The sequence below is a fragment of the Acinetobacter sp. 18QD2AZ41W genome, from assembly GCF_009829025.1.
Lineage (GTDB): Bacteria > Pseudomonadota > Gammaproteobacteria > Pseudomonadales > Moraxellaceae > Acinetobacter > Acinetobacter pseudolwoffii.
Genome location: NZ_WURP01000002.1, coordinates 335,732 through 361,493 on the forward strand (window position 1 = coordinate 335,732; position 25,762 = coordinate 361,493).

24 protein-coding genes and 1 pseudogene are annotated in these 25,762 nt (G+C 43.1%); 15 read left to right on the forward strand and 10 right to left on the reverse strand.

The features are described from left to right. Positions 1-10 precede the first annotated feature (10 nt). The gene (locus tag GVV58_RS04610; RefSeq protein WP_227523631.1) at positions 11-748 is read right to left on the reverse strand and encodes a hypothetical protein; all 738 of its coding nucleotides are present in this window, start codon (positions 746-748) and stop codon (positions 11-13) included. Between the two features lie 195 nt (positions 749-943). After that, positions 944-1,204 (reverse strand): annotated as a pseudogene (locus GVV58_RS04615) (acetamidase); the annotation flags it as partial. A gap of 258 nt (positions 1,205-1,462) precedes the next feature. On the opposite strand from GVV58_RS04615, the gene GVV58_RS04620 reads away from it, so the two are divergent. From GVV58_RS04620 to pal, 7 genes are all read left to right on the forward strand, one after another. Then, positions 1,463-2,806, forward strand: coding sequence for an amidohydrolase (locus GVV58_RS04620; protein ID WP_167381270.1), 1,344 nt, complete (start codon positions 1,463-1,465; stop codon positions 2,804-2,806). A 266-nt stretch (positions 2,807-3,072) separates the two neighbouring features. After that, positions 3,073-3,480 carry a tol-pal system-associated acyl-CoA thioesterase gene (ybgC, locus tag GVV58_RS04625; protein ID WP_004731733.1) on the forward strand — a complete coding sequence of 136 codons (408 nt, stop codon included), beginning with the start codon at positions 3,073-3,075 and terminating at the stop codon, positions 3,478-3,480. Positions 3,481-3,507: 27 nt separating this feature from the next. Next, the gene (tolQ, locus tag GVV58_RS04630; RefSeq protein ID WP_004279111.1) at positions 3,508-4,206 is read left to right on the forward strand and encodes a protein TolQ; all 699 of its coding nucleotides are present in this window, start codon (positions 3,508-3,510) and stop codon (positions 4,204-4,206) included. Then, the gene (gene tolR / locus GVV58_RS04635) at positions 4,206-4,655 is read left to right on the forward strand and encodes a protein TolR (protein WP_005170046.1); all 450 of its coding nucleotides are present in this window, start codon (positions 4,206-4,208) and stop codon (positions 4,653-4,655) included. Before tolQ ends, tolR begins: the two co-directional genes overlap by 1 nt. A 3-nt stretch (positions 4,656-4,658) precedes the next feature. Next, the gene (gene tolA / locus GVV58_RS04640; RefSeq protein WP_159516074.1) at positions 4,659-5,972 is read left to right on the forward strand and encodes a cell envelope integrity protein TolA; all 1,314 of its coding nucleotides are present in this window, start codon (positions 4,659-4,661) and stop codon (positions 5,970-5,972) included. A gap of 204 nt (positions 5,973-6,176) precedes the next feature. Next, positions 6,177-7,460: a Tol-Pal system beta propeller repeat protein TolB gene (tolB, locus tag GVV58_RS04645; protein WP_171502630.1), complete on the forward strand. Its 1,284-nt coding sequence runs from the start codon at positions 6,177-6,179 to the stop codon at positions 7,458-7,460. A gap of 54 nt (positions 7,461-7,514) precedes the next feature. Continuing rightward, positions 7,515-8,087 carry a peptidoglycan-associated lipoprotein Pal gene (pal, locus tag GVV58_RS04650; protein ID WP_005097609.1) on the forward strand — a complete coding sequence of 191 codons (573 nt, stop codon included), beginning with the start codon at positions 7,515-7,517 and terminating at the stop codon, positions 8,085-8,087. Positions 8,088-8,162: 75 nt separating this feature from the next. Here pal and GVV58_RS04655 read toward each other — a convergent pair whose 3' ends face one another. Continuing rightward, positions 8,163-8,348 carry an NF038105 family protein gene (locus tag GVV58_RS04655; protein WP_005097610.1) on the reverse strand — a complete coding sequence of 62 codons (186 nt, stop codon included), beginning with the start codon at positions 8,346-8,348 and terminating at the stop codon, positions 8,163-8,165. A 181-nt stretch (positions 8,349-8,529) separates the two neighbouring features. Here GVV58_RS04655 and GVV58_RS04660 point away from each other — a divergent pair, with 181 nt between their 5' ends. The 5 genes from GVV58_RS04660 to GVV58_RS04680 all read left to right on the forward strand — a co-directional run bounded on the left by GVV58_RS04660 (position 8,530) and on the right by GVV58_RS04680 (position 11,832). Continuing rightward, positions 8,530-9,504, forward strand: coding sequence for a class 1 fructose-bisphosphatase (locus tag GVV58_RS04660; protein ID WP_159516075.1), 975 nt, complete (start codon positions 8,530-8,532; stop codon positions 9,502-9,504). Positions 9,505-9,556: 52 nt separating this feature from the next. Beyond that, positions 9,557-10,333, forward strand: coding sequence for an RNA methyltransferase (locus GVV58_RS04665; protein WP_005097613.1), 777 nt, complete (start codon positions 9,557-9,559; stop codon positions 10,331-10,333). A 167-nt stretch (positions 10,334-10,500) separates the two neighbouring features. Continuing rightward, a complete protein-coding gene (locus GVV58_RS04670) occupies positions 10,501-11,115 on the forward strand; it encodes an RNA polymerase sigma factor (RefSeq protein ID WP_100329059.1) in 615 nt (204 codons plus the stop codon). Then, complete coding sequence (locus GVV58_RS04675; RefSeq protein ID WP_159516076.1) at positions 11,112-11,429, forward strand: hypothetical protein; 318 nt, start codon at positions 11,112-11,114, stop codon at positions 11,427-11,429. Before GVV58_RS04670 ends, GVV58_RS04675 begins: the two co-directional genes overlap by 4 nt. Next, positions 11,419-11,832: a DUF3106 domain-containing protein gene (locus tag GVV58_RS04680; protein ID WP_005097618.1), complete on the forward strand. Its 414-nt coding sequence runs from the start codon at positions 11,419-11,421 to the stop codon at positions 11,830-11,832. The genes GVV58_RS04675 and GVV58_RS04680 overlap by 11 nt, the downstream gene beginning before the upstream one ends. A gap of 333 nt (positions 11,833-12,165) precedes the next feature. On the opposite strand, the gene GVV58_RS04685 is transcribed toward GVV58_RS04680, so the two are convergent. From GVV58_RS04685 to cxpE, 4 genes are all read right to left on the reverse strand, one after another. After that, positions 12,166-14,577: a CSLREA domain-containing protein gene (locus GVV58_RS04685; protein ID WP_159516077.1), complete on the reverse strand. Its 2,412-nt coding sequence runs from the start codon at positions 14,575-14,577 to the stop codon at positions 12,166-12,168. 9 nt (positions 14,578-14,586) lie between these two features. Beyond that, entirely contained in the window at positions 14,587-16,386 is a 1,800-nt protein-coding gene (rbtA, locus tag GVV58_RS04690) for a rhombotarget A (protein WP_159516078.1), read from the reverse strand. A 120-nt stretch (positions 16,387-16,506) separates the two neighbouring features. Next, positions 16,507-17,211, reverse strand: a complete 705-nt coding sequence (gene hda, locus GVV58_RS04695; protein WP_005097624.1) for a DnaA regulatory inactivator Hda — start codon at positions 17,209-17,211, stop codon at positions 16,507-16,509. Between the two features lie 14 nt (positions 17,212-17,225). After that, a complete protein-coding gene (cxpE, locus tag GVV58_RS04700) occupies positions 17,226-18,446 on the reverse strand; it encodes a chloramphenicol efflux transporter CxpE (protein WP_005097625.1) in 1,221 nt (406 codons plus the stop codon). Between the two features lie 135 nt (positions 18,447-18,581). On the opposite strand from cxpE, the gene purM reads away from it, so the two are divergent. Next, complete coding sequence (gene purM, locus GVV58_RS04705) at positions 18,582-19,652, forward strand: phosphoribosylformylglycinamidine cyclo-ligase (RefSeq protein ID WP_159516079.1); 1,071 nt, start codon at positions 18,582-18,584, stop codon at positions 19,650-19,652. 6 nt (positions 19,653-19,658) lie between these two features. Continuing rightward, positions 19,659-20,288, forward strand: a complete 630-nt coding sequence (purN, locus tag GVV58_RS04710; protein ID WP_074383364.1) for a phosphoribosylglycinamide formyltransferase — start codon at positions 19,659-19,661, stop codon at positions 20,286-20,288. Positions 20,289-20,349: 61 nt separating this feature from the next. On the opposite strand, the gene GVV58_RS04715 is transcribed toward purN, so the two are convergent. Both GVV58_RS04715 and sppA read right to left on the reverse strand, forming a co-directional pair. Continuing rightward, the gene (locus tag GVV58_RS04715) at positions 20,350-21,153 is read right to left on the reverse strand and encodes an alpha/beta hydrolase (RefSeq protein ID WP_159138216.1); all 804 of its coding nucleotides are present in this window, start codon (positions 21,151-21,153) and stop codon (positions 20,350-20,352) included. Next, complete coding sequence (gene sppA / locus GVV58_RS04720; RefSeq protein WP_005170028.1) at positions 21,150-22,172, reverse strand: signal peptide peptidase SppA; 1,023 nt, start codon at positions 22,170-22,172, stop codon at positions 21,150-21,152. The genes GVV58_RS04715 and sppA overlap by 4 nt, the downstream gene beginning before the upstream one ends. 126 nt (positions 22,173-22,298) lie before the next feature. Here sppA and GVV58_RS04725 point away from each other — a divergent pair, with 126 nt between their 5' ends. Further along, entirely contained in the window at positions 22,299-23,273 is a 975-nt protein-coding gene (locus GVV58_RS04725) for a lysophospholipid acyltransferase family protein (RefSeq protein ID WP_159516080.1), read from the forward strand. Here the strand turns inward: GVV58_RS04725 and GVV58_RS04730 are convergent. Continuing rightward, a complete protein-coding gene (locus GVV58_RS04730; RefSeq protein WP_159516081.1) occupies positions 23,262-25,727 on the reverse strand; it encodes a DNA internalization-related competence protein ComEC/Rec2 in 2,466 nt (821 codons plus the stop codon). The two genes, GVV58_RS04725 and GVV58_RS04730, sit on opposite strands and share 12 nt — an antisense overlap. Positions 25,728-25,762: the final 35 nt, after the last annotated feature.

The window sequence follows — 25,762 nt, forward strand, 5'->3', positions numbered from 1 at the left end:
AAAAAGCAGCTTAGGCTGCTTTTTTATTGAATATAGATTTCAAATTTTGAATAAGAGAATCTACTACAATGTTTAGAGCTTTGAAACTATCAGCAATACCTTCTTTATCAATTACCGCGGTAATACACATGATTTGTAGCTGAGTGAGATAACGCTCAAATTCGTCCCATTCAGATACTAATTCATGATCTTCCTCTACTAACATTTTTAAATGAGTACTAATACGAGCTATTAAAGGGAATATATCATCTTCTAAACTCTTTAATTCTGAACGCATATCTTCGTATTCATTATTTTTGAACCAGTCTTTCACATCATTTAGTACTAAAGCTACAGAGCCTAACAATGTAATGTATTTATGCACTAATGGTTTCAATACAGCAAGATCGTCTATTAACTTAAGTTTCCAACCTCTATAAAATTCTTCTTGTAATTCAACTCTTTTTAAATTTTCTTGACTTTCTATAAGTTGTTTAGTCATATTTCTATGAGATTCTGCTGCTTCTTTAATATCTTCACTTACTACTTTAAAAGATAGTTCTGTGAGTTGAAAACTCTTACGTCCATACCAATAAGCAAGCCAAGTTGCGAAACTACCTAAAATAAGCGCAATAATGACAGATAAAGTAAATGATGAAATTGCTGTCGTATCTGTCGAATGATTGAGATCAAGCTCCATCTTTCTATTTGGATTCTCTACAACACTTGCCGTTTGATCAAAAGGCTGCTGTGGCACTGTCCATGGCAATTGAAATCATCACTGCATTATTATTCTGCTCTGCCACAATTTCCCCATTTCATTTCAATAAATTTTTATTATTGATATTCTAAAAATTTTCAAACCATTACAAAAGAAAAAGCCAACTGACATGTCTAAATCAGTTGGCAAAAGCACAAAACAAAAAACTAAATAAAAAAATTACTTCTCTTTTTTCTTAAACTCCTAAAAGTCCGCTTTACGAATCATCGCGTGAATACCTTTGGTTTTATCTACCACTTGCGATACTTTAAAATCCGTTGCAGCACTTAAATATGCATAAGCAATTTCTTCTGAAATTCCGTATTCATTGACCAAAAAACGGATTGCTTCGCGTGTCGATTTACGCATGGCTTCGTCTAAGTCTTCATCTAAACCTAGAGTAATCCACAACTCATCATTTTCGCCCAAAGGTTGCGTTAATGATTGTCGCGGAATCTTGTCCTGATCTATTTTTGATATTTGTTTTTATTTTGTCTTATTGATAATTTTGATACCTTTAGCATATAGAAAATAAATAAGGGTACATAATTTTACAATGTAAAAGTATTCATAAAGCTCTTTTAGAACAAGGTCTAACAAGCAATATACCTTAAAGGTATTATCATAATACTTAGAGAGTTTTGGTCAAATTTAAATCAATATGCAATCCTAGAGAATCACTTTAACCATTTAAAATTCTTAAGGTTCTCCCCAAGTATGAATATGTATAAGCAGATTTCCCTTTGTCTTCCTCTTCTTTTCTGTAGCCAACTCAGTCTGGCCGACTGGATTGATGATTCTGTACAAACGGCTGAAGCGCACACCATAAAATTACGCCAGCATATTCATCAATATCCTGAGCTGGGGAATATGGAATTTAAAACCTCGGAACTGGTTCAAAAAGAATTAAAATCCTATGGGATTGAAGTACGAAAAGGTTATGCCAAAACGGGTGTGATCGGTGTACTAAAAGGTGGTAAACCCGGCCCGGTCATGGCATTGCGTGCAGATATGGATGCATTACCAATTAAGGAAACTGCACCGGTATCATTCGCCAGCAAACAAAAAGCCATTTATCAGGGCAAAGAATCTTATGTGATGCATGCCTGTGGTCATGATGCGCATACCGCCATGTTACTGGGTGCAGCCAAAGTTCTGGCCGCCAACAAAGATAAAATTGCAGGAACGGTGGTATTTGTGTTCCAGCCAGCCGAAGAAGGTGGTGCAGATATTGATAACTTTACCCAAGGCGATCAGATTGGTTCGCGTAAAATGATTGCGGACGGCGCCCTGAAAAATCCAAAACCTGAAGTCATTTTCGGTATGCATGTCATGGCCGGTATGCCAAGTGGCAATATCTTCTACAAAGATGGTGCCATTTTAAACAGTGCCGATCATTTACGCATCCAGGTCAATGGAAGTCAGGTTCATGGTTCGATGCCTTGGGCAGGAAAAGATCCAATTTATGCCTCTGCCCAGATGGTCACCAATCTGCAAAGTTTGATCAGCCGTAAAGCGGATCTGACCAAAGGAATGGGCGTGGTCAGTATTGGTAGCATTCAGGGTGGTACCACCGGTAACGTGATTCCAGATCAGGTCAATATGGTCGGGACTATTCGCTCCAATAGTGAAGACGTTCGTCAAGGCATTTTAAAAGACTTACCGAAGATGCTAGAACACAATGCAGCAGCCAACGATGTCAAGGTGAAAGTCGAAATTGCGCCTTATGCCCCGGTCACCACCAATGACAAAACTTTGACCAAGCTGATGCAACCGACCCTGGCCAAAGTCCATGGTGAAGATAAATTGCATGTCTTGGATAATAATGCCAGTGCGAGTGAAGACTTTGCTTACTATGGCCAGCTCATGCCATCCCTGTTTGTCTTTGTCGGTGCCACGCCGGCCGATCAAGATCCGGCTAAAGCCGCGCCAAACCATAATCCGAACTTTATTGTCGATGATGCGACCTTAAAAACCGGTGTCGAAAGTCATGTGCGCTTTATTCTGGATTATCCAAAAGTGGCTGAACAGGTTCAGGCCAACTGGAAACAGAACAATAAAGGTTAATTGCCTGCTATAAAAATGCGCGAGTTGATGAGCTCGCGCATTTCATCATCTTCTGCTGTTTTATAAATGAGCTATCAGGTGCTCTGCGCTTCCTCTTGACTATTTCTAGCCAGATTTGACATCTTGTGCCATTGGTCTCAAAACTCAAAATGCTAAACTTTGTCCCGCTAAATTGCTTGACTTTGGACAGGAATCCGGCAAATTCAAGGATTTTCCTCTCTCCAAAAAACAAGCAAAAATTTCGAACATCTGCATGGAACAAAACTATGGCGAATCATTTTGAATTCAATATCCGCGTATATATTGAAGATACTGATCTAGGTGGTATTGTCTACCATGCTAACCACATTCGCTATATGGAACGTACCCGTACCGAATGGCTGCGTGCTGCCGGAGTCAGTCATTACTGGCAACAGGCAGAATATAATTTTGTGGTACACAAAATTAATGTCAAATATATGCGCCCCATCCTGATGGATGATTTAATTACTGTTACAGCACGTGTTATTTCATGTAAAGCTTCATCATTTGTATTGCAACAAAATATTTATCGTGGTGAAATCATGCTTGCATCAGGTGAGGTTGAGTTGGCATGTATCAGTGCAGAGATGCGACCACGTCGACTCCCGGATGAAATCCGCGAACTAATTCAAAAAGAATTGGAACAAGACTAAAAAAATTTATTGGCACACGTAACAACTATGGCGACTCAGTTAGAATCATCTCTTCAAGTTTCAGATCTTATTTTACAAGCAAGCCCTGTCGTACAACTGGTGATGCTTTCTCTTCTGTTAGCCTCAATATATAGCTGGTATCTGATTGCCAGACTCTATATGAGTTATAAAAAAGCCCAGGCCGATGATGAACATTTCCAGAAAATCTTCTGGTCTGGCGCTGAACTGAATACCCTGTATAACAATGCCCAGCTCAATTCTAAACGCACTGGCCTTGAAGATATTTTCTATCAGGGTCTGGGTGAGTTCCTGAAACTGAAAAAACGCCATGCACCGACTGCCCAGTCCATTGAAGGAACAGAGCGTATTCTGCGTGTCGGCCTGAGCCGTGATCAAGGTCATCTGGAGCAAGGACTCGGTGCTTTGGCCAGTATTGGTTCGGTTGCACCTTATGTTGGTCTGTTCGGTACCGTCTGGGGCATCATGAACGCTTTTATTGGCCTGGCAGATGTCGATCAGGTGACGCTGGCGACGGTTGCACCTGGTATTGCTGAAGCCCTGATTGCAACTGCCATTGGCCTGTTCGCAGCTATTCCAGCGGTGTTGGCCTTTAACCATTTCACGGCCAAAGGTGAAACCGTTTACTCTGATCGTGCCCTGTTTGCCGAAGAAATGGTGGCACTGCTACAACGTCAGTCCGTGGGCATAACTCAGGACAAAGACTAATGGCGATTCAAGGTTCAGGACGCTTTCAGCGTATTAAAAAGCCACTGAAAAGTGACATGAATGTCGTACCTTATATTGATGTGATGCTGGTGCTTCTGGTGATCTTTATGGTCACCGCACCCATGATCACCAGTGGCATAAAGGTCGACCTACCTCAGGCCAATGGGCTACCGATTGAATCTAAAGATGCACCGACCATTGTCACCCTGAAAGAAGATGGTTCCTATTATTTAGAACATAAAAATCAGGCCACTGGCCCAGTTACGCTGGATGAATTGACTGCTGCCCTTGTTGAAGCGCAAACACAGGCACAAAATGACAATAAAGTGCTGAATGTCGTGATCAATGGCCACAATACCCGTCCTTATGGCGATGTCATGGCCTTAATGTCCAGCCTGCAGGATGCCGGTTTATCTCAGGTCGGTTTACTGACCCAGCCATTAGAATAATGTATGAAAGATTATAAAAAACCACCATTTCAGAAAAAAGCCATCGCGATTGGATTCACCTTAGGAATCCATGCCGTGGCTTTGGTGGGTTTACTTTATCTTGGCATGAGTAAACCACCTGAACCGCCGAAGCAGATTAAAACGGTCCTGATCAAACCTGAGGACCTCAAACCGGTCACCCGAGAAGAAACGCCGTTTGAGGAAACTGCACATGAAAATGTCGCAGAAGAAATTACTCAAACAGCTGAACCTAGTCCTGAGCCTGCGCCAGTCATTCCGACAGCGGCGCCTGCCACACCTGCTGCTCCGCCTGCACCGAAAGTGGATACACAAAAAGCCCAGCAGGAACTCAAAGAGGTAGCGCAAGCCAAGGCTGTACAACAAGCTGCTGAAGCAGCGAAACGTGCCGAAGCTGCCGAACAGGCGAAACAGGCAGCAGCCAGAGCAAAAGCGGAGGCAGCACAAAAATCCAAGGCAGATGCCGAAGCTGCTCGTAAGGCTGAAATCGATGCACAGCGTAAAGCGGACGCTGCACAGAAAGCCAAATTAGATGCTCAGAAAAAAGCGGATTTGGCCGCCAAACAAAAAGCCGATGCCGCTGCGAAAGCCAAGGCAGATGCTGCTGCAAAGGCGAAAGCTGAGGCGGCAGCTAAAGCAAAAACTGACGCGGATGCAAAACGTAAGGCAGATGCGGAGGCGAAACGTAAAGCTGATGCGGATGCAAAAGCCAAAGCTGAGGCGACAGCTAAAGCAAAAGCTGAGGCGGATGCAAAACGTAAGGCGGATGCCGATGCAAAAGCCAAAAACGATGCTGCTGCAAAGGCCAAAGCTGAGGCGACAGCTAAAGCAAAAGCTGAGGCGGATGCAAAACGTAAGGCGGATGCCGATGCAAAAGCCAAAAACGATGCTGCTGCAAAGGCAAAAGCAGACGCGGATGCAAAACGTAAGGCAGATGCCGATGCAAAAGCCAAAGCTGAGGCAGATGCCAAGGCTTCAGCAGCCAAACAGGCCGCTGAAGAAGCTGCTCAGAAAAAAGCGGAATCAAAACGGATTGCGTCTACTGCAAAACGCGATTTTACCAATAAAATTAAACGCGCTTGGGATACCCCAGTAGGTTCATCCGGTAAAACTGCAAATGCACGAGTAACCTTGAATGATAATGGGGGTGTGGTTTCTGTCATCGTGAACTCAAGTGATGCAGACATGAAAGCCAGCGTAGAAGCTGCGGTGCGGGCTGCTGCGCCTTATCCGATGCCTTCAGATCCAGATGCACGCCGAGAAGCACGAAGTTTTACATCAACCTTTACCGCACAATAAAAACCAAGCCATCACACATTATTGAGGTGATGGCTTTGATTTTTTCAGCTAAACTTCACTTTAATATGATTAAATAATATTCATTTTTCACAGTGTCATAACAGTTTGGTCATAAAATCCTGGTTTTATTCTATTAAATCCATGCGATGATGTAGCCCAAGCTACCTATACAATAAATCCGTTGATTTGAGTAAATAACGAATGATGGAAAAGACTCGCAAACACCTACTCTGCCTCGCAATCATTGGCGCTTTAAGTTCTGTCTTGGCAACTCAGTCCTATGCCCAGTTGCATCTGGAAATTACCAAGGCACCTGAGGCAGCACCTAAAATCGCCATTGTGCCATTCAGTCAGGATCAGAGCATCTATCCTATTGTTGAAAATGACTTGAATCGTTCAGGCAGATTTACCAGTGCTTCAAAAAACCTGCCTGCGACTGCCACATTAAATAACCCGAATGCAGAAGCTTGGGCATCCGCTGGCGTTCCCTATGTCGTGACCGGTTCATCAAAAACCACAGCGGATGGTTCTTTTGAAATCCAGTATCAGTTATACGATATCGAAAAAAAACAATATCTATTAAATGAATTACTAACTGTTCCAGCCTCACGTACCCGTCAGGCAGCGCATATGATCAGTGATGCCATCTATCAGGCATTAACTGGCATTCCAGGTGATTTTACTGGACGTATTGCTTATGTACTGCGTAATCCAGCAACACCAGAACAACGTTATACCTTGCAAATTGCTGATACCGATGGCGAACAGCCAAAAACAATTTTGACTTCGCGTGATCCGATTCTTTCTCCAGCCTGGACACCGGATGCCAAAAAAATTGCTTATGTCTCGTTTGAAACCAAACGTCCGGCAATTTATGTACAGGATCTGGCCACAGGACAACGCGAAAAACTGGCCAGTTTCCGTGGCTTAAATGGCGCGCCAAGTTTCTCTCCAGATGGCAAGAGCATGCTGTTTACTGCATCCATGCATGGCAATCCGGAAATCTACCAGATGAATCTGGAAACACGTCAATTACAACGTATGACCAATGACAGTGCGATCGATACCGAAGCACGTTATGCTCCAGATGGAAAATCCTTTATCTTTACTTCTGATCGTGGTGGATCTCCACAGATTTATCGCCATGATCTCGCTTCAAGTAGCAATAAACGTCTGACCTTCCGTGGTGCATTTAATGCACGTGGTACGCTGAGCGCAGATGGCAAGAAACTTGCATTGGTTCATCGTCCAAGCGGCAGTAACTATCGGGTTGCCGTTCAAGACATGAACTCTGGTGTAAATAATATTCTGACGCCAACAACTCTAGACGAATCACCAAGTTTCTCGCCAAATGGCCAGATGGTGGTGTATGCCACACGTGAAGGCGCGCGCGGACTTCTGTCGATCATGTCACTAGATGGTCGTTTCCGTATGAACTTGCCAAGTGAAACGGGCGAAGTCCGTGAACCGGCTTGGGCACCAAAATAACATTGGTATCTGTATAAACCTTTTACCCCATAATCAAACTTCATGGAGATGAAGATGAACAAAGTAAAATTATTTGCCTTACCACTTTTAGCAGCAGCTGTCGTCATGACAGGTTGTGCGAGTCGTAAGCCTGCCGCTGAAGTTCAAACCGGCGGTTTAGATACAACCAGCTCAACCACAGTGGATACGCAAGGTCTGAGTGAAGATGCTGCATTAAATGCACAAAACATGGCGGGTGCATCGGCAAAGGGTGTCACTGCGGAAAACAAGGCTTTCTTGGCAAAACGTGTCGTACATTTTGACTATGACAGTACTGAACTCAGCAATGAAGATCTTCGTACACTACAAGCACATGCACAGTTCCTGATGGCCAATGCCAACTCACGTGTCGCACTTACCGGTCATACCGATGAACGTGGTACCCGTGAATACAACATGGCGCTTGGTGAGCGTCGTGCCAAAGCCGTAGAAAGCTTCCTGGTGACCACAGGTGTAAATGCTGCTCAATTAGAAGCCGTCAGCTATGGTAAGGAAATGCCAATCAATCCAGGTCATGATGAAAATGCCTGGAAAGAAAACCGCCGTGTTGAAATTAATTATGAAGCGGTACCACCATTGTTGAAATAACTTTCAATGCTGGCGTATCAAATAAAAAGCACTCATGATTGAGTGCTTTTTATTGGGTTGAATGAACAAATCTTTTTATTCTACGGTCTGGCCTGGTTCAACTGCTTGCATCGATTCAATCAGGTCGTGTTTATTGAATTGTTTGTACTCTGGTTTTGCTTCATAATCCCGCCAGGCTTCTTTCATCTTGTCTTCAGAGATATCATCTAAAGTAATGCCTTCACTTGGCGTTGGAGTCGCATCAAACTTTAATGTTGTCATATCTGTGCTCCTATTCTCAATTTTCCCTTGCCTTCAACATAGCACTTTCCACAGGAGTTGCAAGGGCAAAATCGATACAAATAATCCAGTTTAATTTTTCTTTTAGTACGTTCTCATCTAAAATATAGCCGCATATCGTTTTGATCATTTTTTCCCGATTTAAGTCTTGGAGTTTTCCCTTATGTCATACCGCACCCTATCCCAGTTTTTACAGCAACAAAGCGGGAATCTCACACCTGAACTTGCACAAGTTATTGAAACGATTGCAAACACTTGCAAGGACATCGATCTGTTGCTGCAAAAAGGTGCTTTAGCGGGTGTATTGGGAAGTGCACAGCATGAAAATGTTCAAGGCGAAGAGCAAAAGAAACTGGATGTCATTTCCAATGATTATCTGATTGATGCTTTACAGCAACATCCGCATGTCGGTGGTTTGGCCTCAGAAGAACTGGATGAATTCACGCCTGCACAGGAAAATGGTCAATTTCTGGTCTTGTTCGACCCACTCGATGGTTCAAGTAATATCGACATCAATATGTGTGTGGGTACGATTTTCTCGATTCTTCCTGCGAAAAATGCCGTGACTCAGGCCGAAGACTTTATGCAAGCCGGTGTCAATCAAGTGGCTGCAGGTTATGTACTGTATGGTCCATCGACCATGATGGCATTGACTGTCGGTGCAGGCGTAGTGTTCTTTACCTTTGACCCGGAAACTCAAGAATTCCTGCTAACTTCTGAAGCGATTCAAGTCGCTGCAGATACCAAAGAATATGCGATCAATGCCTCGAATCAACGCCACTGGGAAGCACCAGTACAACGTTATATCGATGAATTATTAGCAGGCAAAACCGGCCCTCGTGAAAAAGACTTCAATATGCGCTGGGTTGCCTGTATGGTGGGCGACATTCACCGTATTCTTTGTCGTAGCGGTATCTTCATGTATCCATACGACTTTAAAGATCCGGCTAAAGCTGGTCGTCTGCGTTTAATGTATGAAGCCAACCCAATGAGTATGCTCATGGAGCAGGCTGGCGGCGCATCCACCACAGGCCGTGTCCGTATTCTGGAGATCGAACCAACCGATCTACATCAACGTGTGCCAGTGATTATCGGTTCTAAAAACGAAGTTGATCTTGTGACCAGCTATCATAACTAATTTTTTATAGCGGTAGCCGATATGGAATCGGCTACCGTGGATTATATCTCCCATGCCAACTTTTTTTCTTGATTCAAAAGACAATCCAAAAATTAAACACTTACGTGGTTTGATTGAACAAAACACCTATCGTAAAAAACAGGGGCAAACTGTGCTGGAAGGCACGCATCTGTCTCTCGCCTGGCTGCATGAAAACCGTAAAATTGATTCGATTTTTACCACTGAACATGCACTTTCCCATCCTGATTTCGAGAAAATTCTCGCAAAATACACAGGGATGGTCTTTGTTTTAAGCGAATCTTTATACAAAGATTTAAGCACCTTAGGAACGTCTTTAGCCTGTTTAGCTGTGGTCACTTTACCGACAGCAAATTATGCACTGGATTTTAAAGCCGACACTTTAATTCTGGAAAATGTACAGGATCCGGGTAATGTTGGTACCCTGCTTCGCTCTGCAGCAGCAGCCGGTATTGAACAGATTGTCTGCACCAAAGGTTCTGCATCACTTTGGTCACCACGAGTATTACGTGCCGGTATGGGTGCGCACTTCACGCTGCAAACTTTTGAAAATATTGCACTTGAACAAATTCTTGAGCAATTTCAAATTCCTGTATACGTCACCAGCTCACATCGTGCCGAAAGTCTGTACTCAAAAGATTTAGGTAAACCTTGCGTATGGATCTTGGGCAATGAAGGTCAAGGCGTTTCTGATTATGCAATGCAACACGCAGAAGCTGTCAGTATTCCGCAGCCGGGGGGTCAGGAATCCTTAAATGTTGCGATTGCAGGATCGATCTGTTTCTTTGAAATGGTACGTCAACGTATCTAATTAGGGATTTAGGTTACAGTGTTTTAATTCGGCCCTGCCCGTTTATAAAATAGATTACACTACAAAAATAATAAACTTAATTGTCAACCAAACCATAATTCCCAACGTTATATGATTATGAACTTGGGAATCATGGTGGGTGTCCAATGACAGGATTTTCCATCTCTATGGATTTAGCACCAAAACAGTTGCAATCACACGATGTAAGTATTCTGAAGAGTACGGCTGAAGCACGTCTGAAGAATTTTATGCAAGATGTGACTGGACGCGCCTTGGTGATGATGGAAAGTGCAACTCAAGGTCATCATGGTATTGCCATGGATCTGGTTCAGGAAGCTTTCATTTCCTTACATAAATCCTATGCGGAAAAAAGTACTGAAGAATGGTATCCCCTATTTTATACAATTCTGAACAACAAATTACAGGATTGGCGTCGTAAAGAAGCACGGCGTGGTCAGATGTTTTCATTTTTCAAGAAAGTCAGTCTGGATGATGACGAAATTGAACTTGAGGATATCGTGGACGAAGCTACACCGACGCCTTTGGACTTTCTGGATCAGGCAGTGACAGCTGAAGAAATCCAGGAAGCCATTGCCAAACTACCTGTACGTCAGCAGCAGGCATTTATGCTGAGAGCTTGGGAAGGATTTGATACGCATACCACCGCACAAATTATGGACTGCTCAGAAGGCAGTGTAAAAACTCATTATCACCGTGCTATTCAAGGCTTACGTGCCTCTTTGGCACATTTAAATCCATATCTGGGAGGGTCATCCGAATGAATCAAGATGATTTCTTAAAACAAGTAACTTCCAAACTCGATGGACTGGCACAACAACATAAAGACAAACCTGTTGTCATGCACCATGTTCTTGAAGAAATTCAGGATTCTAAACATTCACGTTTTGCATTTTTAAAAATGTCAGGTTTTGCCTTGGCAGCAGCAATTGCAGGTGTTGTGGTATTACCCAATATTTCTAGCCACAATGAGCCGCAAACCCAAATGGTGTCAGTACCGAAACTGTCCCCACAAATGCTTGAAGATTTAGAAATGCTAATGGTTCTAGGTGAGGACAAAGTTCCACATGGCAGCTAAAAGATTGGCAATTGCTTTTTGTGCATTCAGTTTTCTGCAAACCAGTTTTGCAGGATTTGAACGTTTTTGGATCTTTTCTAAAGATGCGAATACTCAGGTTTCCGATACCTGGGATAGTCTTTCTGATTCCGAACAGTTGGCACTTATTAAACGCTATCAGTCTCTTAAGGAAATTCCAGAACAGCAGAGCGTCAGCTTACAGCAGCGTATGGACTGGTTTACCCAGCTTCCTGAGGTTGAAAAACAAAGAATGCGTGAGACTTGGCAAATGATGAGCAGTCAGGAACGTCGAGAACTTGGCTTACGCATGCAAAACGCCAAACCTGAAGAACGACTTGCCATTCGGGAAGAGTACATTCTCAAATACCAGCAAACGACTCAACCACCCTCTAGCTCGCATTAAGCGACCCATATAAAAAGCCTCTAAATGGATAATGCCAGTCAGTTAAGCAATTGACTGGCATTTTCTTTTTTAAATTCATGATCATATTTGCCAGGTGGAAAAGTCATCCGCAACTGTTGGATGCATGAGGTGTATTACTCCGCAAGATGCCTTCCTTGTGAAACTCCGCTTCTCATTTGGGCAAAACCAAAGTCACAAATGATATGACAAATATTTGATTTAAAACCTTAAGACTCCATCGTGAACCACTAAAAAGTTAAAGTGTCTATTTCTAAACTCTTTAACTGATCAGCATTCTTCCAAATGGAGGCTTTTGAATTTTCCAATTAGGTTTTATTTTCTTAGACGGCGATAAGCGACCAGCCCAAATAATCCGAATAGTCCCCAAATTCCGAATGAACCACCACTACTTGATGACGTATTGGCATTTTTTACCGTATTTCGTAGCAGGATCGTTGCTGTTTCAGACATTTTTTCATCTGCATCAAAAATCGTATACTGCATGCTGTAATCTGCCTGACTTAAGTTATTTCTCACACTAAATGTCAGTTTTCCACCATAGCAGGTCTCGCGCTGATAAGTATCAGGACAAGGGCCTTGTCGCTCTGCATTAAGAGAAACTCCGGCAGGAATCTTCACAATACGAATTGGAATCTCTTTTCCCTCTTTATCCTGATAAAAAGCCGACTTTCCTGAAGGTAGAGGCCCATCACCATCATCACTATCATTTTCAAGTGGATTCACAGTCACTGTCAGATTATTCTCTGGGCTAATCCAGTATTCATCACTCTTGGCAATCGGTGCAATATTGTTAAAAGCTGCTTTTAAAATTCCAGCACTGCTGATCCCCGTGGCCTTATCTTTGAGAGTATAGCTACAGAATTCCATATCTGTTGCCTTGGTCATTTTCCCATCGGTACGATACATCATGATCCGGTTGAGATCAGGCTTCCATTCACACTTAAGATTGGGGTCATTCGGATCACCCTTCACACTGGTCGAACTACCGGTACCAATTAACTCACCTACTCCTAAAGACTTAACACTAATATCATAATTTTGTGCATTCAAGACTTTGGTTTGAACCGTATTGCCCATCAAGGTTTCCTGAGGCATGGCCAGCACAAAGGGATTGACATAAATTGCACGGTATTGCTGATATTGCTTGGTATATTTAAGTAAATCTTCGTATTCTTTTAACTCTTCCTTTAAACCAGGTATTTCCTCTGCTGGCGTATTCTTATTTGTAATAATACTTTTGATGTCAGTTATATTGTCCTGATAAAAATTATTCAAATCGACCAAGCTGCTATTTTTCAGATCTGTGATATCTGCTGCGGTCAGACGTCGGATTTCGATTGAACCGATTTCACAGCTATTTTTTGCATCTGGATTTAAGGTAAGAGTAGATCCCACCACCCGATCAATGCCACGTTGATCCTGTTCAGCACAGCCACTTACCCCCACATCTACCAAATCTGTAGCTGTTCCATTATCACGTGGGTAATACATGCCTAGAAAACGGTTATCAATTGCAGGCTCAATATAGGCTGTTAATAAGTTGTTTATCGTGCTGTCAGAAACGTCAAGATTGTTTGAAGTTTCATCCGCATCTAACTCTGGCAATACACAACGTGATAGTCCAGTGGTTTGTATGGCATTTTTAACAGTAGTAAATACGACGCTTTGCTCCTTAGTCGGATTCCCCTGATTTAAGGCATATTCACAAGATAAGCCCTGATTAAATGCTAAAACATTAAAATAGAAATATTTAGAACCTGTTTTGTCATAAAATAAAGTAGATTGAGCTGCATTCTCAACAATAGTATTACTTAAGGCAGTTAAACTGGAAAAGGCACTGAGAGGGCGATTAGCTTGATTGGTCATACGCAAAATATGTCCTGTCTGACTCGCAGTATTTTTGGCAATGGTAGAATTATTCAACTCTACGGTTGCATAACCACAAAAATCAAGAATGCTGGCCGTATTTTCTGACCCATTTTTTACAATACTACTAGAACTAACTTTTACATTGGTTTGAGTCGTCCCTAAATTCCCCTGGCAATCCATAGCCAGCACACTACCATATGAACTTGCCTTATTTTGGTGAAGCAGCGAATCCTGGATGATCACACTCCTTTCGGTATTCATCGCCACCGTATAAATAGCCCCCCCTTCTGCATCTGCCCGAGAATTTACGATTTCACTGCTATTAATGCTTAAGGGGCCCGCGACATAAAAGGTACCGCCATTGCCCTTATCCTGTGTATTTTTTGCCGCATAACCATCTTTTAAGATGAGATGATAGACTTCCAGACTGGATTGACTGGCCATACTGTTAAAGAGACGGGTTTTTCCCTGACCTGAAATCGTGGTTTTTAAAGCATCACGGGTTGGATATAAATTCGTAATCGGACTACGACTGGTATAACTAAAGGGCGTTTTTCCATAAATTTTGAGCGCGGACTCAATGACAAGTTCGCTGTCTAATTTGTATTCACCCGCTTCAAGCTGAATCACGTCTGGGGCTGAACCATCCAGCCGAAGCGTACGGCCGACGTTACATCCGCCATAGGATTTATCTAATTTTGCAGTTTTAATCGCTTCTCGCAAAGAGCAGGCATTACTGTTCTCTCCGTCTTCATCCACCAAAGTGGTGACATAGATAGTTTTATCTTCGGCTGCCATCAAACTCATGGCAGATAAAATCATGGCCGCAAGCAGTCCTTTTTTATAATTTTTCATGATTTTTCCTTAATCTTTTAATTCACGGCGCAAACCCATTAACCCAATTAAAATCAGTAGCCCACCAAAGCCCCATGCGCCACCTGAAGTTTTGACTGATTTGTCTTCCATTTCATTTTTTGGCTCCTGCACGATTTGAGTGGTAATGGTCAGATAAGGTTTACTTTTATTAAATCGCGTGGATGTGGTTACCACTTGCAGCTCGAAGATATCTGCCCCATGCCAAGTCGAATCTGGGGTATACACCACATTGCCATGAATATCGATGCGTGTTTTACCTTTGGACTCTGTTTTAGTTTGCACAACTTTCAAACATCCATCTTGCCAAGGCTCACCTGTCGGCTGTTGACCAACCATGACATTGCATTGTTCTTTTGGAATTAAATCACTATCACCCAAAAAGGATTCAATTGAAAATTTGGCAATTTCACCTTTTAACAGGTCTTGTCCAACCAGACTCCCTGAGGTTGGCACAGTGATTTCAATCGCACCACGGTCACAGAACAGATTATCCATTAAACGGTTGATACCACGCTGGTCAGCAGCTTCACATGCCACTGTCGGGGCTGCAAGATTAAGCGCTGTACCTCTATTTACAATAGATGAGTCGCTGACCTGATTATGACTTAATAAAATACGTGGACGCATATAACCAAGAAATTGCCCTTTAGCAACGCTGTATGGACAAAGTATGGCTGTGCTATTTTCACTCAAGGTTTGACAAACACCTTCACTCTTATTTGAAGCTTCGGCTAAGATTTGTGTACCATTCCAAAGCTCATTTGGAGCAACAGCATCCCCTGTACCGCAGGACACAGTCAGCAGATTGTTTTGAATCAGGGTTTTATCGCCGTTTTCAATTTGGCAGTCCTGTGCACCATTTCTTAAAATAATACTATTTGCCACATAAGCCCTGCCAGCCGGGGCATTCATACGTAAAGCAGTATCAGCATTATCAACGATCGTTAGGTTATTTAATCCCATCCCGTCCATGACATTAATGAGTGTCCCCTTATTTTTTAATAGGGTACTACTTAATACTTCGGCACTAATGTTTTGAAGATTCTCTGTGTCAGCAAACTGCCCGGCGCTATAAATATTGGCCGCCGAGTTATTTAAGGTCTGGTTATTTTTAAGGACACTTTGCCTGATAAGGAAAGCGGGCAACTCGCTATATAAAATGCCACCTCGTTGTGCTTTGTTATTTTCAATCAGGCTATTTTTAATTTCAACACGACTGAGAAAGTTCTGACCAAATTGTCCCGTATTATAAATTGCCCCACCCAAATTGGCTGCACCATTAAATAAACGGCTATATTCAACCACCACTTGGCCTTTATTATGAATCAGACCACCTTGTTCAGCACAACTGACTTTGCCACAGCCTTCGAGGTCTAGTTCTTTTAAGTTAAGCTGAACTAGTGTATCTGTGCTGTTAAGGCGAAATAGATTGTCAGTTCCTTGCATTTGAATATGGGCATTATGCAGACCCAGTGTTTTTTCAGTTGTACTGAATTCTTCATCGCTATCAGCTACAGACCGAATGCTTAGAGATTTTTTGATTGCTATATGCTTATTGAGCACATAAGTATTTTTTTCTTTTAAAATAATGGTACTGGATGAATTTTCTCCACCACATCCCATAAAACCTTCTTTGGCTAAGCCCCGGTTAATATATCCAACGGCTTCTCGAAGTGAACATTCCTTGTCATCTTTTTCAATATCTTCTGTCGTGGTTACAATAATATCTGCACTATACGCCTGCCCTGCCATACACAGCAAAGCCATGCCTATGCTCTTCTTGAGCATAACCTTCTCCTTAATTTTTATTTCTTTCTTTTTCTTCTAAAGTTGCAGAATCCTTGCAACTGTGAATTATTTTGCCTTACTGTGGCATAGACTGAGCAATTACTCAAGAATTTTTATGATTTACCGATATTCGTCAATCAAGGCATAAATCTGTCGCAGATTGGCATTGCTGACCTTCAGTTTTTCTCCCTTAAGCAGTTGAATAATTTGCTCTAATCTCTGAAGAAGTACCGAAGTTTGATGTGGCCCATGACTCAGTAAATAGTCAAAAATTTGAGGATCTAAATGAATCCCCCGACGATCCAGTACGGATGAAACCAGCGCATAACGATCAGCATAAAGGCTACCACTCGGCACACGGGTACTCACCGCTTGTGTTAAGCGTGACTGTAGATCTGGCAGCTCAAGCTTAAGTTCAATCGGCGCAAAGCGTGAAGAAAATACCAGCTGTCCGCCGCCTTCATTATTATAATTAATCAGATGAAAGACTGCGCGCTGCCAATGCGGCACACCACTAATCGCTTCAATATCATCGAGTGCGACCAGATCAAAACGATCCAGCGAGGTAATCGCCTCGGTCGGGGCATCTAGAAGCTCAAGTAAAGATACCTGAATCGCAGATTTCCCTACTTCAAGATAAGAGTCACAGATAGCAGACAATAAATGACTTTTCCCTGTACCCGCCCCACCATAGACATAAAAACGGCTGATTAAGCCTGCATGTAATTGACGCACTGCATCAATCACATGCCCCCAACCCGGCCCTGAAAAATCACTGATTCGGGCATCGAGCTGAGGTTCTATATCTAACTGCAATTGACGCATATGATTTTTTGGCCTTATGAGTCTCTACCATGGGGATCATGAATTTTACTTGAGTTCTCCTCTGCTTGCAGCGGTTTTTTCTCTGGCTTTTTCATTTCAATATCAACATCTAAGTCTGCTGTTTCGATATTGATTGAACCAGTAGAGGCATCTTGCATCACAATGGCCCGATCGCCATAAAATGTTGTGTGTTCATAGTACTCGCGTACATGCCGCAGTAGTACCACAATGACGGCTGCCACCGGTAATGCAATCAGCATTCCCAGGAAGCCTGCCAGCTGTGCACCTGCCAATACGGCAAATACTACGGCAACAGGAGAAAGACCAATTTTATCGCCCAGCAAGAATGGTTGCAGAATATAACCTTCAACTGCCTGTCCGACCATAAACACAATGCCGACCAATACCAGTTGCCACCAGTCAATCCCAAATTGCAGTAAGGTCGCAATCACCGCTGCGATAATACCGACTGCAAAGCCCAGATAAGGAATAATACTGGCCAGACCTGCCACCATACCAATAATCAATCCAACCTCAAGACCAATCAGTTGCAAGCCCACCGCATAGACAATTCCCAGCAAGATCATGACCAGAAACTGCCCTTTAACAAAAGCACCCAGCACGCTATGACATTCGCCTACAATTTTTAGTGTACTTTTTTCATAAGGACGCGGAATCAGGCGGCGCAAGCTCCCCAGCATACGATCCCAATCCAGCAGGAAATAGAAGGCAATGATGGGAATTAAGACAATCGTACCGCCAATCTGGAGAAAATTAATTCCGGATTGAGCAAGGCGTAACAAGAATGCCTGAATACTGTCTGCGCTATAATTGGTTTGTACATAATTCATGACCACATCAGAAATCTGATTGGTATCAATTTCCATTTCAACGACATTAAAGGTATTGGACAACCATGGTAAAAAGGTCGAATTAATCCATCCAATGATCGCGGGTATATTGTCACGTGCATACATCAACTGTTGCCAGATCAGTGGCACTAAATACCAGATGGCCAAGGTCAGTACAATTCCGATTCCGATAAAAACAATACTAATAGAAAGCCAACGCGGCAGACCCACATCATGCAATTTATCCACCAGCGGGCTAAATAGATAAGCCACTAAAAGTGCTGCAACAAATGGAATTACAACGGGTTTTAATAAGTATAAAGTCCATAACAATAAAGCTATCCCAGCTAGGATAAACACGCGACGCAATGTGCGATCTACCATAAAGTTTCGCCTTTTCTCTATTAATCATTCTAAAAATTAAAATATTTCAATAAAGATAGCATTTTAGATCAGAAATACCATAAGAGTTTTATATATTCAGGTTATAATCGCCACCGCGAATGCGGAGACTTCATTATGAGCAACTCAACTTCTACCCCAAATACTGGTTTAAGCTACAAAGATGCAGGTGTCGACATTGAAGCGGGCGACGCGTTAGTCGATCGTATCAAATCTGTCGCTAAGCGTACCTCACGTCCCGAAGTTATGGGCGGTCTAGGTGGCTTTGGTGCACTTTGTAAAATTCCTAAAGGTTATGAAGAACCTGTTCTCGTATCTGGCACAGATGGTGTGGGTACAAAATTACGTTTAGCATTGAATTTGAACCGTCATGACACAATTGGTCAAGACCTGGTGGCAATGTGTGTTAACGACCTTCTCGTGTGTGGTGCTGAACCACTGTTCTTCCTCGACTATTATGCAACTGGTCATTTGAATGTGGATGTTGCTGCAAATGTTGTCACTGGTATCGGTACTGGTTGTGAGCTTGCTGGCTGTGCACTGGTCGGCGGTGAAACTGCTGAAATGCCAGGCATGTATGAAGGCGAAGATTACGATCTTGCAGGTTTCTGTGTCGGTGTCGTTGAGCAAAGCAAAATTATTGATGGCTCTAAAGTCAAAGCCGGTGACGTTTTAGTTGGTGTTGCTTCTTCAGGTGCGCACTCAAACGGTTACTCACTGCTTCGTAAAATTCTAGACGTGAAAAATGTTGATTTAACTCAAATCGTTGATGGTCGCCCACTTGCAGATGTTGCAATGGAACCAACCCGTATTTATGTCAAATCGATTCTTGAATTGCTTAAACATGTCGATGTACATGCAATGGCACACATCACTGGTGGCGGTTTGCCAGGCAACCTGCCTCGCGTATTACCAAACGGTGCTCAAGCAGTCGTAAATGAATTTTCTTGGGAATGGCCTGAGCTGTTCAAACTCCTTCAACGCGAAGGCGGTGTAGAGCAGTTTGAAATGTATCGTACCTTTAACTGTGGCGTCGGCATGGTGCTTGTGGTTGATGCAAATGAAGCTGACAAAACTGTTGAATTACTCAACGGTCTTGGTGAGAAAGCATGGACAATGGGTCAGATTCAAGACAATGCTGAATCGGTTGCAGGTGCAGACGAAAAAATTCGTGTGATCTTCGCATAATTTCGCATGATTAAAATTGCTGTACTTGTTTCAGGTAGCGGATCAAATCTACAAGCCTTGATTGATGCCAATCTTTCAGGGCAAATTGTCGGCGTGATTTCCAATAAACCTGAAGCCTTTGCTTTAACGCGTGCGCAACAAGCAGGAATTCAAACTGCAGTTATTGAACACAGGCAATATCCAAACCGAGAAGCGTTTGATGATGTGATGCATCAGCAACTGCTGGACTGGGATGCGGATCTGGTGGTACTTGCCGGCTTTATGCGAATTTTAAGTGAAAAATTTGTAAAAGCCTGGGAGGGGAAAATGTTGAACATTCACCCTTCTCTATTGCCTTATTACAAAGGCATGCATACCCATCAGCGTGTACTCAATACCGGTGATGTTCTGCACGGCTGTACGGTGCATTATGTCACGGCTGAACTTGACGCAGGCCAAGCGCTTGCTCAAGGTGTGCTCAAGGTTTCTCACCACGATACGGTAGACAGTTTGGCAATGCGTGTGCATAGCCTTGAACATGTAATCTATCCTCAAGTCGTGGAATGGATTTGCAGCGGTGCGATTCAATACACTGAAGACGGTGTGCTATATCGAAACGAGAAAATGCAAGAACCTGTTCAATTCTGCAAGTTTTAACATCATTTAAATATAAAAAACGCATCCTCGGATGCGTTTTTTATATTCTCTTTTTAATGATTCAAACAGATTGTTGCTGAATCAATTGCTTTACCAAGTCCGCTACCTGATCGGGTTGTTCCAATGGAAACATATGTCCTCCCTCTACCACGGTAAAAGGAATACCAAATTTCTTTTCGACCTGCTGCGGGAACTTGCGGGCCAGAAATGGACCTTGCTCAGCCACGACCAAATGTACCGGAACTTTCGGTTTCGCCTGAGGCAACCACCACAGTGAGGGATTGGTTCTAAACACAGCCACTTCATCCTTTTTAGGGATGGTGAGTTCTACTCCGCCCCGAATCGGATCATCTTGCAAGGCATGCTCAATATAGGCCTGGAAGCAATCGGCATCAAAGTCTTGATAAAAACCTTTAGGACGCAGTAATTCAGCTGCCTGTTCACGTGAATCCCAATGATCACGACGGCGCTTGGACAGACCTGCCGGAGACATTCTGTCCAAAGCTTTTAAGCGCAAAGTTTTCGCAAGATGCAAGGCAAAGGCCTCTTTACCCATAATCATCGGCGGGTCCAGCATGATCATCTGCAAAAACAGTTCGGGACGCTGTAAGGTAGCCTGGAAAGTTAATACTGATCCTAGAGAATGTCCCAAACCAATCACCGGTCGACCTTTTGACTGACGCACAATACTGTCAATCACTTGCTGAGTCAGGCTTTTCCAATGATTATCCACTGGATAACGTTTATCAGGCCCTAAGAGCGGCACATAGATAATATCGTAATCATCTTGCAGTCCATCAAACAGCTTTTGATAGACTTTCGATGGCACGCCATTGGCGTGCGCGAAATGAATCAATGGTTTCATTGCAATGTCGTACTGTTTTCTGACTGAAGTTTCTGCGCAACTGAAGTGGCAATTCCGTCACCAATCGATGAGCCCATGCGACCCAATACGGACTCAAATGGACTATATTCAATCGTATAATTCAAGGCTCTTTCAGTTTTAAGTTCGCGCTTCAAGGTGTTTAAACTTCCAATCCGATCTGCAATTCCTAATTTCACCGCCTGATCACCGGTCCAGAACAAACCAGAGAAAATCGTAGGATCGGTTGATTTCAGTTTATTACCACGCCCCTGTTTTACCGCATTAATAAAGTGACTATGCACATTATCCAAGACACCTTGTACATGGGCTTTTTGTGCAGGATCGACTGGTTGAGTCATCGACAGCAAGGCTTTATTGTCACCTGAAGTCATGGTGCGATCTTCAACACCAAGCTTTTGCAGCAAATTACTCACGCCATAATTTGGCATGATCACACCAATCGAACCGACTAAACTCGATGGATTGACAATAATCTCATCCGCAGCAGAAGCGATATAATAAGCACCCGAAGCACCGGTATCACCGATCACTGCATAGAGTTTTTTCTCGGGATACTGCTTTTTCAAATACTGAATTTCTTGCCAGATTTCATCGGACTGTACCGGTGAACCACCCGGCGAGTTGACATTCAGCACTACGGCTTTACTTTGTTTATTTTCAAAAGCTTTTTTCAGCGATTTAATCGTATTGCTACTGTTGACACTCTGCTTGTCGGCAGCAATCGTACCAATAATATCGACGACGGCAATATGAGCACCTGCGCCAGCGCTGGCATCTGAGGAAACTGAACTACAGCTCTTGCCGAGTGCCAAAATCACCACAAGCAGATAAGCAAAAGTCAGGAATTTAAAGAAAATTCCCCAACGGCGCGCACGGCGCTGCTCTTCAACCGAAGCTAAAACCGCTTTTTCCAGCAATTTCCATTCCGGACCAGTCGGTTGAACTGGCTGTTGCGTATTTTGTATTTGATTTTCAGGTTTTGGTGGCCAATCGGACATAAATAATCCAATAAATTGATTTATATTGAACCCATTATATACACTGAATCGGGTAATTCTGTCTAAACAAAACGTTTTCGCCTATAATAAATTTTGTTCTCTTTTTATTGTACTTAGACGAAATCAATGACCAAACAGGACTCACGGAATTCAGCTTACGGTTTACTCAAATACATTAGCCGCCAACCGCTTCCGGTTTCTCGATGGATGGCCCGTCTTCTGGCCTTTATTGTGAACAGTTTCAAAGTCACGAAAACTTCGGAAATCATTCGCCTCAATCTCGAGATCAGCCTTTCTGAACTGTCCAATGACGAACGTGAGCGTATTAACCGTGCTGCGGTTCGCAATGAATTAATGTCATATTTCGAGTTTTTTACCATTTGGGGCTCAACTAATCAGAAAAATATCAAACGGGTGCATCGCGTCATTGGCGAAGATCTACTGCATGATGCACTGGCACAAAATAAAGGCCTGGTGTTAATCGTGCCACATTTTGGTACCTGGGAAATCATGAATGCCTATGTCGCCCAGTTTACTTCCATGACCATTATGTATAAACCTGTAAAAAATCAGGCAGCGGATCAGTTTGTACGGGCTGCGCGTAGCCGCGAACAGGCACATCTGGTGCCGACCGATGAATCTGGCGTCCGTCAGATTTTTAAGGCCTTAAAACAAGGTGGCACCACCGTGATTTTGCCAGATCATACGCCCAATGTGGGTGGTGAGTATATTCCGTATTTTGGGGTGCCTTTGGCCACCAGTAATTTAAGTGCCAAGCTGATTCAAAAGACCAAAGCCCGTGCTCTGTTTTTATATGCCCTGCGTAATACTGAAGATGGTTTTGATATCTTTATCGAAGCGATCGACGAAAAAATTTATAGTGGCAATGCCAATCAGGGCACGCAAGTCATTATCAATAGTATTGAAAATTTAATCCGTCGCCATCCTGAACATTATCACTGGAGCTATAAACGCTTTAATGCACATCAGGGCTTGGGCAATCTTTATACACTGGAGCATGAACAGGCTTTAGGCAAAGTAAATGCGTTAAGAACTCAGGAATTACATGAAGCTTCGCCCGCTCTAGAATCAGCGACTTAAAGGCTGACGATATAACCATTGCCATTGATGTCGTTCGGCTGAAAGTACCAGTTTTGAGTCTTGTTGCTGAAAGTGCAGACTACCCTGCTCTGCCGTATTCAGTAACGGAATATTGAGGGCTTTGAGCCGCTGCTGAGTCAATTGGCTCGGATGGCCATAACGGTTAAATTTCCCTGCCGAAACAATTGCCAGTTTAGGCTGTAAAACTTCTAAAAACTGATAGGCTGAGCTGTGCTGACTGCCATGATGTCCAAGCACCAGCACATCAACTTTAAGCTCAGGATAATCTTGGAGCAGCTGATACTCAGTCTCCCAACCCGCATCGCCCATGAGTAAAAAATTTTGATAAGGCCCGGCATTTTTAACTTGCAGATATACCACACAAGACCGTTCATTTTTATTGAAATGGGCTGTATTTAACTGCTGCTGCCGAGGTGCCAGAATTTTAAACTGAATATCTTCAGACCATTGCCACTGCTGACCTTGATGACAGAACTGAAAACGGGAGGAGTGCGCTATTTCAGGAATCTGATTGGACGATACCTCTTTAATTTTCAATTGATGTTTAATACTGTGATAAGCGCCACTATGATCTTGATCCAGATGGGTTAAAATCAGTTGATCCAGCTTACCCACACCTTGCACAGACAGAAATGGCAGAATCACCTGTCGACCGATACTGAATTTTTCTTCATCATAATAGCCACCCATATCGATCATCATACTGCGTGCTCCATCCCGAAGAAAAATTGCTTGTCCCTGCCCCACATCCAGAATAGAGAGCTGAAATGCATGCTGATTGAGCTGAGGAATACACAGCGGCACACAGGCAAGCGCCGTCCAGCTTTTGGGCAATAGGCCACGCGGTAAAAATACAATCATTAAGGCCAGAATACACAGCGCAATCATCCAGACATTCATCGCCACCGGAATCAGTTGTGGAGCAAACAGCCGATCAAGCAGATCCAGAAATGCCAGCAGCATGTGAATGAAAACATCATTCAATTGAAATACCACACTGGAAAGTGGCTCTGAAATAAAAAACAACAAAGCCGCCAGAATATCTATAGGCACAATCAGCAGCCCAATCCATGGAATCGCGACCAGGTTACTGAATGGGGTAATCCAGGCGATTTGCTTAAAAAACAGCATCATCAAGGGAAATAGCGCCAGAAAGATTTTCCATTGTGATTCCAGCAGCACTTTCAACGCAAAATATAGCCGTTGTAATAAGGTTTGTTCTGTCTGACGCGGTTGCTGCTGAATGGTCTGATAGATTCGCAGCAAAACAAAGCAGGCCCCATAAGACAGCCAGAATGCAGCCGACAAAATACTGAAAGGATCAAAGAGCAATAATAAGGCAGCACTCAGAATCAGTAATTTTAAAGCTTGCACATTTTGCCTGAGCAACAAGGTAAAGGTCACAATCACGCAGATCAATAAAGTGCGTAGCGCTGGAATTTCAAAGCCCACAAAGGCGCAGTACAGCAAGACACATAGTAAAAAAGGCAGGCTCAAAAAATACTGCCTTGGCCATTTCAGATAAATATGCGGCATAAATCTTGAAATCAGATATTGCAAAGTACCACAGACCATCAAGGCAAAGATCAGAACGTGCGGCCCGGAAATGGCTAATAAATGGCTCATACCAAAACGCTGGAATTGTCGCTCTGTCGCCGGATCTAACAGGCTTTCATCACCGCTTAATAAGGCCAATAACAAACCTTTATGCTGTACGGGTTGCCTGGCTACGAATTCTCTTAATGCCAGTCGCTGCCGCTCTACCCAAAGTAAAATTCGCGGACTTAAATTTTGCTGCTGGCGTAAATATTTGCCATGACCAAGCGCATAAAGTTGTTGCGGTTGTAACTCCTGAATGCTCTTGATTCGGAAACCGGCCATGATATTTTGCTGTAATGCCCACTTTTCAGCGTCAAAAGATCCGGGGGTGGCATAACTATGATGAGGTCGGATTTGGCCTTGAATTAAGTAATATCGTCCAAGTTCAAGGAGGTGCTGCTTTATCTGCGCATTTATCAAACTGGATTGAGTCACGGGTTCTTGGACAGGCAAAAAGCCCATCCATTTAACTGTACTGCCATCAGGGCTGAGCACATGCAGAGCTTGCTGGATATTCTGCTCACCAAGTTTATTCAGGTCTTTGATATGCACCACAATCTGTTTTTCGGAGACTTCATGTTCACGCGTCGACAAGCGTTCAGACAGTTGCAGATTGGCATAGCCATGGCCTAGAAATAATCCTAACAGCAGGCTTGAACCAGTCATGACCAAATTGCGTAATGGTGTGTTGAAAATGTGCTTTAATTTACGGCAACCCAGATACCACAGTAATACCGCGATTAGAACGACCGTGCTGCCCAGTTGAACAGACAGAAAACTTTTCCCCATACAGGCCAGGCCTAAAATCCAGCCGATACACAGCCACTGCAACATTGGATCTTATTCTTTATGGTTATTATTTCACCCAA